14 protein-coding genes are annotated in these 11,324 nt (G+C 72.9%); 9 read left to right on the top strand and 5 right to left on the bottom strand.

The genetic code is table 11. The annotated features are described in order from the left end of the window. Positions 1-297 precede the first annotated feature (297 nt). Positions 298-1,092 (bottom strand): PIG-L family deacetylase, encoded by a 795-nt coding sequence (locus ACWEVN_RS22405; protein WP_452052557.1) that lies wholly within the window; start codon positions 1,090-1,092, stop codon positions 298-300. Positions 1,093-1,167: 75 nt separating this feature from the next. On the opposite strand from ACWEVN_RS22405, the gene ACWEVN_RS22400 reads away from it, so the two are divergent. Next, positions 1,168-1,620: a DinB family protein gene (locus ACWEVN_RS22400; protein ID WP_452052556.1), complete on the top strand. Its 453-nt coding sequence runs from the start codon at positions 1,168-1,170 to the stop codon at positions 1,618-1,620. On the opposite strand, the gene ACWEVN_RS22395 is transcribed toward ACWEVN_RS22400, so the two are convergent. After that, on the bottom strand, positions 1,617-2,408 hold the full coding sequence (locus tag ACWEVN_RS22395; RefSeq protein ID WP_452052555.1) for an Fpg/Nei family DNA glycosylase: 792 nt from the start codon (positions 2,406-2,408) through the stop codon (positions 1,617-1,619). The two genes, ACWEVN_RS22400 and ACWEVN_RS22395, sit on opposite strands and share 4 nt — an antisense overlap. Positions 2,409-2,478: 70 nt before the next feature. Next, a complete protein-coding gene (locus tag ACWEVN_RS22390; RefSeq protein ID WP_452052554.1) occupies positions 2,479-3,105 on the bottom strand; it encodes a glyoxalase in 627 nt (208 codons plus the stop codon). 250 nt (positions 3,106-3,355) lie between these two features. On the opposite strand from ACWEVN_RS22390, the gene ACWEVN_RS22385 reads away from it, so the two are divergent. The 3 genes from ACWEVN_RS22385 to ACWEVN_RS22375 are packed head-to-tail and all read left to right on the top strand — an operon-like array spanning position 3,356 to position 5,192. Then, positions 3,356-4,048, top strand: coding sequence for a GNAT family N-acetyltransferase (locus ACWEVN_RS22385; RefSeq protein WP_452052553.1), 693 nt, complete (start codon positions 3,356-3,358; stop codon positions 4,046-4,048). Continuing rightward, on the top strand, positions 4,048-4,269 hold the full coding sequence (gene infA, locus ACWEVN_RS22380; RefSeq protein WP_310971250.1) for a translation initiation factor IF-1: 222 nt from the start codon (positions 4,048-4,050) through the stop codon (positions 4,267-4,269). Before ACWEVN_RS22385 ends, infA begins: the two co-directional genes overlap by 1 nt. 56 nt (positions 4,270-4,325) lie before the next feature. Next, the gene (locus ACWEVN_RS22375; RefSeq protein WP_452052552.1) at positions 4,326-5,192 is read left to right on the top strand and encodes an aminoglycoside phosphotransferase family protein; all 867 of its coding nucleotides are present in this window, start codon (positions 4,326-4,328) and stop codon (positions 5,190-5,192) included. A gap of 3 nt (positions 5,193-5,195) precedes the next feature. Here ACWEVN_RS22375 and ACWEVN_RS22370 read toward each other — a convergent pair whose 3' ends face one another. Both ACWEVN_RS22370 and ACWEVN_RS22365 read right to left on the bottom strand, forming a co-directional pair. Beyond that, complete coding sequence (locus ACWEVN_RS22370) at positions 5,196-5,657, bottom strand: phage tail protein (RefSeq protein WP_449686460.1); 462 nt, start codon at positions 5,655-5,657, stop codon at positions 5,196-5,198. Positions 5,658-5,704: 47 nt separating this feature from the next. Further along, entirely contained in the window at positions 5,705-6,088 is a 384-nt protein-coding gene (locus ACWEVN_RS22365) for a hypothetical protein (protein ID WP_449686461.1), read from the bottom strand. 181 nt (positions 6,089-6,269) lie between these two features. Here ACWEVN_RS22365 and ACWEVN_RS22360 point away from each other — a divergent pair, with 181 nt between their 5' ends. From ACWEVN_RS22360 to ACWEVN_RS22340, 5 genes are all read left to right on the top strand, one after another. Further along, the gene (locus tag ACWEVN_RS22360; protein WP_452052551.1) at positions 6,270-6,869 is read left to right on the top strand and encodes a dihydrofolate reductase family protein; all 600 of its coding nucleotides are present in this window, start codon (positions 6,270-6,272) and stop codon (positions 6,867-6,869) included. Between the two features lie 27 nt (positions 6,870-6,896). Further along, the gene (locus tag ACWEVN_RS22355) at positions 6,897-7,220 is read left to right on the top strand and encodes a YciI family protein (protein WP_449686463.1); all 324 of its coding nucleotides are present in this window, start codon (positions 6,897-6,899) and stop codon (positions 7,218-7,220) included. Continuing rightward, positions 7,217-8,440 carry an RNA polymerase sigma factor gene (locus ACWEVN_RS22350; protein WP_452052550.1) on the top strand — a complete coding sequence of 408 codons (1,224 nt, stop codon included), beginning with the start codon at positions 7,217-7,219 and terminating at the stop codon, positions 8,438-8,440. The genes ACWEVN_RS22355 and ACWEVN_RS22350 overlap by 4 nt, the downstream gene beginning before the upstream one ends. 127 nt (positions 8,441-8,567) lie before the next feature. Further along, positions 8,568-9,692, top strand: coding sequence for an HAF repeat-containing protein (locus ACWEVN_RS22345; protein ID WP_452052549.1), 1,125 nt, complete (start codon positions 8,568-8,570; stop codon positions 9,690-9,692). Positions 9,693-9,758: 66 nt separating this feature from the next. Then, the gene (locus ACWEVN_RS22340; protein ID WP_452052548.1) at positions 9,759-11,324 is read left to right on the top strand and encodes a hypothetical protein; all 1,566 of its coding nucleotides are present in this window, start codon (positions 9,759-9,761) and stop codon (positions 11,322-11,324) included.

Raw genomic sequence — 11,324 nt, 5'->3', positions numbered from 1 at the left:
GATCAACGCCTTCGCCATCACCTTCGGTGACCGCTGGCCGGGCGCCGAAACCTACTGATCAACAACGCCGGACACACCGATCACGAGACAGGCCCGACGACTCGCGTGATTGGCGACCGATGTCGCGTGATCCGGGCCGGGTCTCGCGTGATTAGAAAGCGATCTCGCGTGATTGGGGAGCGATCTCGCGTGATTGGAGGGCGACACGGCACCGGCTGACCGGCCCACCTGCCTCGACCCCGGATCAGGGGGCCTCCCGCAGGTGACTGAGCCCGGGAGCGGAGCGGGGTGGGTGGGTCAGAGGCCGGCCATCAGGTCGGTTTCGGTGATTCCCGGGCCCTGGCCCCAGCGGATGAACCACTCCGTGCCGAAGGCGAACGTGAAGGCGTCGTCCGGCATGGCCAGCATGAACATGTCCTCGCTGATCTGGCTCGGGTGCGCGCGCATCGCCGCCCTCTTGACCGGGGCGTACTTCGACACGTCCACCGCCGCCGTGATCTCGGCCTCCGGCTTGCCGAACTCCACGTTCTCCGGGGGCTTCGGGGTCGCCTCCGGGGGGATCTGGCCGGCCGCCACCGCCGCTTCGAAGCCTCGCTGCATGAACTCCCTGTTGAACGTCGCCTGGAAGACGCGGGAAGTGCCCGCCAGCTCCGCCGCGCGGAGGCCGACCCGGTGGACCTGGATGTGGTCCGGGTGGCCGTAGTCGCCGTTGTCGTCGTACACCGTCAGGACGTCGGCCGACTCCTCGCGCAGGATCGCCGCGAGCTGCTCGGCCGCCTTTTCGACGTCGGCGCGCCAGAAGCACGCCGGGTCGTCGTTCGTCGGCTCGCCCATCATCCCCGAGTCGCGGTAGCCGAGGAACTCGACGCGCTCGACGCCGAGGATCTCCGCCGCCGCGTACGACTCCTGGACGCGCCTGTCCTCCAGTTTCTCGCCCTCGGCCAGGAAACCGTCGGGGACCTCGCCGACCTCGCCCTTGGTGGCGACGACGAGCACGACCCGGTGCCCGTCTTCGACGGCTTTGCGCATGACGCCCGCGGTGCGGAGGCACTCGTCGTCCGGGTGGGCGTGGAAGGTGACCAGGGTTGCCATGTCCGCGACGTTACCGGGTACCCCCGACAAAAACCGCCCGCCAGGATGCGCTCCCGCCCGCTATGGTCCGCGACCGTGAGCGAGAAGACGACGCTGCTGGCGTTCCTGAGGGCCCAGCGCGAAAGCGTCCTGGCCATCCTCGACGGCCTCGGCGAGGAAGCCCTGACGACGGCGGTGCTCCCGTCCGGCTGGACCCCGCTGGGCATGGTGGAACACCTCGGGGACGCGGAACACCACTGGTTCCAGGAGGTCGTCACCGGGTCGACGGCACCCCGCGAGCCGGTGCCGCAGAACCCGGAAGCCGTCTTCGCCTCCTACCGCGACCAGTGCCGCCGATCCGACGAGGTCTTCGCCGCGACGCCGTTGTCCGCGACGCCACGCGGCCGCCACCCCGGCCCGTTCGGTGCCGAAATCACCGATCTGCGCGCGGTGGTGCTGCACGTCATCGAGGAAACCGCCCGGCACGCCGGCCACCTCGACGTGGTCCGGGAACTGCTCGACGGCCGCACCGGCCTCGGCCCCCGCTAGGCCTGCTCCTTCGAGCACCACCACGTCGACCGGCCGCCGACCGTCCCGTGGTGCATCTCCGCGCCGCAGCGCGGGCAGTGATCGCCCGCCCGGCGGTGGCCGATGACCTCGCCCGTGTGCACGCCGCCGTGGCGGATCGCCGCGCGCAACGCCTTCCGCAGCGCCTTGTGCAGGTTCGCGAGGTCGTCGCCGGTCAGCTCGTTCACCGGCCGGGCCGGGGACAACGCCGCCTGCCACAGGGTTTCGTCGGCCAGCAGGTTGCCGATCCCCGCGACCACCGACTGGTCCAGCAGCCGCGCCTTCAGCGGCGCCCGCCCGCGGCCGACGCGCTCGACGAACTCGCGCCGCGACGCCTCTCCGGCGTCCGGGCCGAGCGCGTCGAGGTCCGGGTCGAGCCGCACGCGGCTGAGCCGCCGCGTGTCGAACAGGCGCAATTGTTCGCCGTCGGCGAAAGTGATCCCGAACCGGAACCACTCGGGTTTCTCCACCCGGTCGCGGGGCCGCCCGGGTGGCCCGCTGCGGCCCGCGAACCGCAGCTGCCCGGCCATCCCGAGGTGCAGCCCGAGGTTCGGCCCGGGCCGCCCGTCCCGGCTTTCCGTTTCGCACCAGAGCGTCTTGCCCCGCCGGTGCGCGGCCACCAGCCGGCCGCCGCGCAACGCCGTCGCGATGTCGCCGGGGGCGTGCGGGCGGCAGACCCAGTCGTCGTGGTCGTCGACCGAGCGGATCTTCCGGTCGAGGGCACCGGCGAGGACCTGCCGGGCGAGTTCCACTTCGGGGAGTTCGGGCACGCGACCCAGTCTGCGTCAGCGACGCCGGTCGCGCCGCGCCAGGCGGCCGCCCGCGCCGGCGAGCGGGTGATCAGGAGAGGCTCGCGGGAGCGGTGGTCTCCCAGGCGAACCCGTCCGGGTCGGTGAACGCCGCGGCCGCGCCGCCGACCGCGATCCGGTGCGAGCCGCTGCCCTCGGGGGCCACACCGGCGTCCTTGGCCAGCGCCTTGCGGCGGTACAGGGCCAGCTTGACGGGGCTCTCGCCGGCGTCGAACTCGACGTACACCTTGCCGAAGCTCTTGCCGACGGTCATGCCCTGGCCGACGTAGAACTTCTTGCTCGCGGCCACGTCGCCGACGCCGAGCAGGAGCACGATGGCGTCGATCGTGCGGGTGGCGGGGCCGGTGTTCTTCTTGGCCGAGGTCGCGAGCTTCCAGATCGTCCCGTCCGGCGCCCGGACCGTGCCGCCGTAGCCCCACATGGACTTGGTGGCCGGCTTGATGGTCGTGGCCCCGGCCGCTAGGGCGGTCCCGATCAGGGAGTCGACGTCCGCGGGCTGCGGCACGGTGAGGGAGAGGGTGAAGCCGCGGAAGCCGTCGCTCGGCGCGTCCGCGACCCGGAACCGCAGCTGGGTGGTGAGCCCGAAGGCTTCGGCGTAGAAGCGCTCGGCGGCGGCGGTGTCGGCAACTTCGAGGGTGATGGTTTCGATGTTCGTCATGCCGGTAACGCTAGGTCCGGGCCGCTGACCGGCGCTTCTCGATTCCTGACCGGTCTGCGCGGCCGCTCGCGGAAAAGGAGTGGGCGGGGTGTGCGGCCGTCTGATAGCTTTCCGCCGTCCGTGACCCGGCCCTGGGAGGTGAGACCCGTGAACGCTGCAACGTTGTGGGTGCTCCCCCTCGTCGTCACGGGCGGGCCGGCCTAGCTGTCGCCGGGAGCACCTGGAACCGGTACTCCCGAAAGGCGACACCATGAACCATTTGCACGAACGGCCGGACGTGGCCGGCCGCGGGGAAGTGTCCCGGCGACCGGACGGCCGCCTCTTCCTCAGCATCGACACGTGGACCGACGCGGACTTCGCGCTGCTCGCGGCCGACATGCTGCCCGCTCTCCCCAGACCGCTCCACACCGTGGTCGACGAAACCGACACCGATCTCCGGGCCCGCTGGGAATCCGTCGGGTTCACGCCGCGGCGGCGTGAGCGGGAGTACGTGCTCCCGGCGGCCGCGGGCACGGCTTCCCCGCCGCCGGGCGTGACGATCCGGCCGCCGTCCGATCCGGACCTGCTGCGCTCGCTGGAGACGACGATCCGCGCCGAGGTCGAGGCCACGATCGGCTGGCAGGAGATGCCCGCGGAGGTCATGGCCCCGCCGCTGGATCTCACGAAGTACACGGTGGCCGCGGCCGAGGACGGGTACGTCGGCCTGCTCCGGCTGGCGGCGGTGACGCGGCAGCCGCGGATCGGCCTGCTCGCGGTCCGCGCGGACCGGCAGCGGTCCGGGATCGGCCGCGCCCTGCTGGTCCACGTGCTGGACGCGTTGCACCACAAGGGAATCCCGGCGGCCACGGCCGAGGTGAACGAAGCGAACCCGGCGGCGCTCGCGTTGTTCGAGGGCGCCGGCGCCCGCCAGGTGGGCGGCAACGTCGAGCTGGTGCTGCGCTGATGGGGAACACCGCCGGCATCGAAGTCGAGGGCACGGTCGTCGAGTGCCTGCGCAACGCGACGTTCCGGGTGGAGCTGGAGAACGGGCACAAGGTGCTCGCGCACATCAGCGGGAAGATCCGGAAGAACTTCATCAAGATCCTGCCGTTCGACCGGGTCCTGGTCGAGCTGAGCCCCTATGACCTGAACCGCGGGCGGATCCTGTTCCGCTACCGGACCTAGTACGACGCCGTCGCCGGGTCCGCGGGCCCGGCGACGGCTTCCCCGGAGGAGTTTCCTTGACGACGCAAGCGAACCCGGCCATCGACGGCGCACTGGCGCGGCGGCTGGTCGACACGCAGTTCCCGCGCTGGGCCGGGCTGCCGCTGACCCGGTTCACCCCGGCCGGCTCGGACCACGTCATCTACCGGCTCGGTGCGGAGCTGTCGGTCCGGCTGCCCCGCCACGCCGGCGCGATCAAGCAGGCGGAGAAGGAAGCCGAGTGGCTGCCGCGGCTGGCCCCGCACCTGCCGCTGGCCATTCCCGTGCCGGTGGCGGTGGGCGAACCGGACTTCGGCTACCCGTGGCCGTGGGCGGTGTCGCGCTGGCTGGACGGCGAGGTGGCCACGGTCGAAGCGCTGTCGGGCTCGCACGAGGCCGCCGCCGAGCTGGCCGGGTTCCTGACCGCGCTCCACCGGTTCGACGCCGAACCCGCGGACGGCGCCGCCCGGCCGCTGGCCACCCGGGACACCGCGACCCGGGCCGCCATCGGCCGGGTCGGCGCCGCGTTCGACGGCCCGGCGCTGACCGGCCTGTGGGACGCCGCCCTCGCGGCCCCCGCCCGGTCCGGTCCGCCGGTCTGGTGCCACGGCGACTTCCACACGGGCAACCTGCTGACGACCGGTGGCCGCCTCAGCGCGGTCATCGACTTCGGCGAGCTCGGCGTCGGCGACCCGGCGTGCGACCTGATGATCGCCTTCACGCTCCTGTCGGCCGAGACGCGGGCGACGTTCCGCACCGCGCTCGGCGTGGACGAGGCGACGTGGACCCGCGGCCGCGGCTGGGCCCTGGCGACCGGCCTGAACGCCTACATCACGTACGCGGCCGTCAACCCGCGTGTCGCGGCGCAGACGACCCGCCAGATCACCGAGGCCCTCGCCGGGTGAGGGTCAGTACTCGTTCTTGATGACGAAGTAGGAGCCGCGGATGGTGCCGGCCAGCTTGGACTTCTGACGGGCGAACTTGAAGGAGGACAGCTCCTCGGGCACGTCCATGCCCTCGGAGAGCTTGAACCCGACGGCCCGCTTACCGCCGTCGTCCACGGTGTACAGGACGTTGACCGACAGGCCGTTTTCGTAGAAGACGTAGGTCCAGCGGACGTTCTCGACCTGGAAGGCGGTGGCCTCGAGCGGGGGCGAGGCGATGACGATGCCGCGCTCTTCCTCGAGGATGCGGTGCACCAGGTCGACGGCCTCCCGGGCTTCGCTCGCGGGTTCGACGGTGAAGACGTGGCCGTACTTGTTCTTGAAGTACCGGGCCTCGTTCGCCCGCAGCCCGGCCAGCGCGTCCGCCACCGGTGACGACTCCAGGCCGGCGGTCGATACGGTGTCGAAGTCCACGGTGTGGGGCATGGCGATCCTCCGCGTGTGTCCGGTTCGGACCCAGCGTAGGCGCCCGGTCAGTAGGACGCCCGCCCGTACACGCCTTGCTTGCTGAAGCTCAGGTAGAACCGGGTGCCGTCCTTGACGTCGGTGGCCGCGAGTCCCCAGGTGCCGGCGTACACCGTGCGACGGCTGTTGCAGGAGATGCCGCCGCTCGAGGGCAGGAAGCACGTGGAGACGCTGACCGTCTCGGTCATCTTGACGTTGATGTCGTAGCAGTAGGACGTCGTCACGGCCTCGCCGTAGGGCGGCCAGTGCCCGTTGGGGTCCGCGCCGTTGATCGTGTGGAAGTGGTCGTTGCACGCGAGCACCGTCGCCGAAGCGGCCGGGCCGGGAGCGAAGACCAGCCCGGCCAGGGCCAAGGGGACGGTCACGAGCGAGAGCGCCTTCCGTCGGTTCATCGGTTTCTCCTCCGAGCGTGGGTGGGCGAAGCGCCACCGTGCCACGGCCGGACCGGCCCGGACCGGTGTTTCGAACAGGTTCGAAACCGCTCGCAAAAAAATTCCGCGCCGGGTTGTCGGATTCCGTGGGCGGCGTTCGTAGCAGGGGTGAAGCCACCCGCGAACGGAAGGAACCCCGGCCATGAAGCTGACGACCATCACCCAGATCACCCTCGACGGAGTCGTGCAGGGCAACGGCGGCGCGTCGGAAGAAGACCGCCGGAACGGGTTCGACCGGGGCGGCTGGGCCCTCGGGGCCGGGGACGACGAAACCCGGGCCTTCATCACCGAGACCTACCAGCGCGCCGACGCCTTCCTCTTCGGGCGCCGCACCTACGAGCTGTTCGCCGGCGCGTGGGGGCCGAGCACGCACCCCATCGGCGTGGCCCTGAACGCCGCCCCCAAGTACGTCGCCTCGGGCACGCTCACCGAGGCGCACTGGACCGGGACGACCGTGCTCGCCGGTGACCTCGCGAGCGCCGTCGCCGAGCTGAAGGCCCGGCCCGGCGGCGAACTGCAGGTGCACGGCAGTGGCACCCTGGTCCGGTGGCTGCTGGCGCACGGTCTGGTCGACGAGCTGACGCTGCTCGTCGTCCCGGTGGTCCTCGGCCAGGGCACCCGGCTGTTCCCGGAAACCGGCCCGGACCTCGCGCTCGACCTGGTCGAGTCGCGGGTCGACGCGAAGGGCGTGACCATCCAGGTCCACCGGCCGGCCGGGCGGCCGCGCTACGCAACGGCTTGAGTTTCTTCCCCCGAGAAAGGATTCTGTATGCAGTATCTGGTCTCCGTCATCGACGACAAGGTCGAGCCCGGCAGCACCGACCGGCAGCCCTTCATCAGCGAGTTCAACGACCGGCTGATCGCCGACGGCCACTGGGTCTTCGCCGGCGGGCTCGCGGACACCGACGCGGCCACCGTCGTCGACAACCGGGGTGAGCAGGCCGTGCTCACCGACGGGCCGTTCGTCGAGTCGAAGGAGTACCTCGCCGGCTTCTGGGTGTGGGACGTCCCCGACCTCGACGTCGCGCTCACGCTCGCCGCCGAGGCGTCGAAGGTGTGCGACCGGAAGATCGAAGTGCGGCCGTTCCGGTGAGCGGCGCCGGAGAAGCGGTGACCCGGGCCCACCGCGAAGAGTGGGCCCGGGTGGTGGCCGCCCTGACCCGGCGGTTCGGGGACCTCGACGTCGCCGAGGAGGCGGCCGCCGAGGCGTTCGCGACCGCCGTCGAGCGGTGGCCGGGCGACGGCGTGCCGCCGAACCCCGGGGCCTGGCTGACCACCACCGCCGTCCGGAAGGCGATCGACCGGATCCGGCGCGAGAACAAGCGCGACGACAAGCACGAGGAGGCCCGGATGCTGCACGACGACACCCCGCCCGCGCCCGCCGGTGCCATCGGCGACGACCGGCTGCGGCTGGTTTTCACCTGCTGCCACCCGGCCCTGGCGACGCAGGCCCGGGTGGCCCTGACGCTGCGCCTGGTCGGCGGCCTGACCGTGCCCGAGATCGCCCGCGCCTTCCTGGTCCGGGAGTCCACTTTGGAGCAGCGGATCACCCGGGCCAAGGCCAAGATCAAGGCCGCCCGCATCCCGTACCGCGTACCGTCCGCCGAGGACCTCCCGGCCCGCGTGTCGAGCGTGCTCACCGTCCTCTACCTCGTCTTCAACGAGGGCTACCTGGCGACCGGCCCCGGCACCGACCCGGTCCGGCACGAGCTGACCACCGAGGCGATCCGGCTCACCCGCCTGGTCCACGCGCTCCTGCCGGACGACGGCGAGGTGACCGGGCTGCTGGCGCTGATGCTGCTCATCGAGGCCCGCCGCCCGGCCCGCGTCGCGGCGGGCGAACTGGTGGCCCTCGACGAGCAGGACCGCGGCGTCTGGGACCGCGCGCTGATCGCCGAGGGGCACCGGCTGGTGCGCGAACGCCTCGCCGCCGGGGTGGCGCCGGGCCGCTACCAGATCCTCGCGGCGATCAACGCCGTGCACACGTCGGCCCGCGACATCCGCGACACCGACTGGTCGCAGGTCGTCGCCCTCTACGACCAGCTGGTCCGGGTCGACGCCTCGCCGGTCGTCGCCCTCAACCGGGCGATCGCGGTCGCCGAACTCGACGGCCCGGAGGTGGCCCTGGCGGCCGTCGGCCGGCTCGAGGACCAGCTGGCCGGCTACCACGCCTACCACGCGACCCGCGCCGACCTGCTGCGCCGGCTGTCCCGCGGGGCCGAGGCCCGGGCGGCGTACGACAAGGCGATCGAGCTGGCGGGCAACACGGCCGAGGTCGCGTCCCTGAAGCGCCGCCGGGACCGGCTGAGTTAGTCCACAGTGGACGCTACTGCTCGGCTATTCGTGTGGATCGCCCTCGCCGCAGCACAACTCGCGCGGTGCTTCGGCTACTGTCCGCGGCAAGGGAGACCGGCGTCGCCGGTCGAGGAGGGGAGTCATCGTGCTGCGGATTTTCCGAAGATCGCTGGCGGCCGTGGTCGTGTTTTCCGGGGCGCTGGCGGGGACCGCGCAGGCCGCCCCGGGCGGGCCGGTCGACCTCGGGACCCTGCCGGGCGACGACGAGAGCATCGTCCTGGCGGTCAACGAGGCGGGGGTGATGGTCGGCCTTTCGTCCGTGGGCACCAATCCGCGGCGGGACCTCCCGGTCCGCTGGGACGCCGACGGCGTCATCACCGCGCTGCCGACCCCCGGCGGCAGTGCGGGACAGGTGCGGGACATCAACGAGCTCGGGGAGTCGGCCGGCTACGTGCTGACCGCGACCGACGCCGTGCCGGCCCGCTGGGACGCCCAGGGCCAGGCGACCACGCTGCAGGTCCCGCCCGGCTTCCACAACGCCACCGCCTTCGCGATCAGCGACACCGGCGTGGTCGTGGGGAACTGGCTGACGCCGGCCAACGAGTACCACGGCTTCCGCTGGGACCCGGACGGCCAGGCCACCGACCTGGGCACGCTGCCCGGCGAGACCTGGAGCATGGCCGAGGACATCTCCGCCGACGGCCGGATCGTCGTCGGCGGCGCCCAGCGCGCCGGGGCGAACCACGCCGTGCGCTGGGTCGACGGCGGGCCGATCACCGAGCTGGCGCCGCAGAGCCCGAGCAGCGGGGCCCACCTGGTCAACGCGGGCGGGGTCGCCGCCGGAACCACGAGCGGGCCCATCGTCCCGGCGACCTGGGACACCGGCGGCACGGCCCACCCGCTGGCCTGGCCCAGCCCGTACTCGGTCTGGATCTCCTGGATCGGCTCCACCGGCTACGTCGTGGGCTACGGCTACCTCACCCCGCCGGCCCGCTCGGCGGTGCGCTGGGCCCCCGACGGCACCGTGGCCGTCCTGGCCGACGACGGCTCCAGCGCCGACGTCCAAGGGGTCGACGCGGAGGGCACCGCGGTGGGCACGCTCCGGAGCCGGGCGACCGTCTGGTACCGGAACGGGCCGCGCACGCAGCTCGCCATGCTGCCCGGCAGCACCCGCAGCGAAGCTTCCCGGATCACCGACAGCGGCCGGGTCATCGGACGGGCCAATACCGCGGCCGGGAAGTACCACGGGGTGTTCTGGACCCTCCGGTGAGGCCCTGACCCGATCCGGGGCCGGGCCGTGTCACGGCCGTGATCACCGCGCCGCAGGCTGTACCGAATGCGAACTGGGGTTTTCCTGCGGTGGCTGGGGCATCCGCTGACCATCGGCGCCACCACGGTGCTGCTGCTCAACGACCAGGTGTTCAAACCGTGGTGGCCGGGGCTCGTCACCGGCAAGCTCAGCGACTTCGCCGGGCTGGTGGCGGCCCCGCCGGTGCTCGGGCTGCTCCTCGGTCTGTTCCTCGCCGGCCGGACCGCCGCCGCGGCCGCGGTGCTGGTGACCGGCGCGGGGTTCGCGCTGGTCAAGCTGACCGCCGCGGGCGCCGGCGTCGCGTCCGCGGCGTGGTCGGTCGTCAACGGGCCATCGGTGATCCTGGCCGATCCGACCGACCTGGTCGCGCTGCCCGCGCTGGGCCTGTCCTGGTGGGCCTGGCGCCGGGTGACGTCGGCCCCGCCCCTGCCGGTGCGGCTGCGGGTGGTGGCCGCGGTCCCGTTCACCGTGCTGGCGATCACGGCGACGTCGGCGCCCAGCGACAACACCCCGGCCGTGCAGTCCGTGCGGAGCGAGGGCACGCAGGTGGTGATCGAGGCAGGCGGCGGGTTCTACGGCTCCGTCTCGGGCGTCGACGGCTGGCGGTTCCTCGAGGAGGCGCCCCCGCCGCCCTGGCCGACGCCCCGGAAGCGGGTCGAAGCCTGCGCGCCCGAGGCGGCGACGCACTGCTACCGCGTGCACGGCGCCGACGTCGTCGACGACACGCGCGGCGGCCGGCTGCTCGGCGTCGACGAAACGACCGACGGCGGCCGGACCTGGCACACCGCCTGGGAGGTGCCCGCCGTCCGGTGGGAGTTCGTCCAGCGGCAGCACCCGTTTCCCGCCGGGATCGTCAACGTGGCCAAACTGGCCAGCACGGAGGTCGCCGTCCGCGCCGTCCCGGGTGGACACCAGGTGATCGTGGCCAACGGCGTGGAGGGGCTGGCCGTCCGCGACGCCGGCGGGACCTGGCGCCGGGTGCCCGTCGTGGACGCCGGAACCGGCCTGGACATCCGGCCGGTGCCGCTCACCGCGTTCGGCCGGGTGATCGGGGTGGACGTCATGACGGCCGGGCTGCTCGCCCTGCTCGCGCTGGCGATCGGGACGGCGGTGGCGGCCGGCCGGGTCCGCGCCCGGCACGGCCGCGGGCTGATGGCGGCGCTGCCCGTCACCCTGTTCCTCTTCGCCTCCGTCCCGATCAGCGGCATCGTGGTGTTCTTCGGTTCGAACGCCGGGCAGTCGACCCTGCTCTGGCTGGTGACCGAGGTGTGCCTGCTCGGCGTCGGTGCCGCGCTCGTCGTGGCACCACGACGGCCGCTGTCCCGGCCGCGCATGCCGGTGGTGGTCGCGGCCGCCGTCCTGCCCGGACTGGCCTCCGTCGTGCCCGCGCTGGGCTGGACGCTCGGTCACCCGCAAGAGCCGGCCCCGGGCATCCTCGGGCCGATCCTCGCCGCGGCGTGCCTGCCGGTGGTCGTCGCGGCCGGCTGGTGGGCGGGCGCGCGCGACCCGGACCCGGACCCGCGGGTGGAACCGCCGTGGCCGCCGCTGTCCTGGCCGCCGCAGGATTCGATCGGGCCACGGCCGGGGTCGTAG

This window comes from Amycolatopsis sp. NPDC003861 (assembly GCF_053605405.1).
The sequence above is the reverse complement of the archived record's forward strand: the minus strand, read 5'-3'. Positions and strand labels throughout refer to the sequence as shown.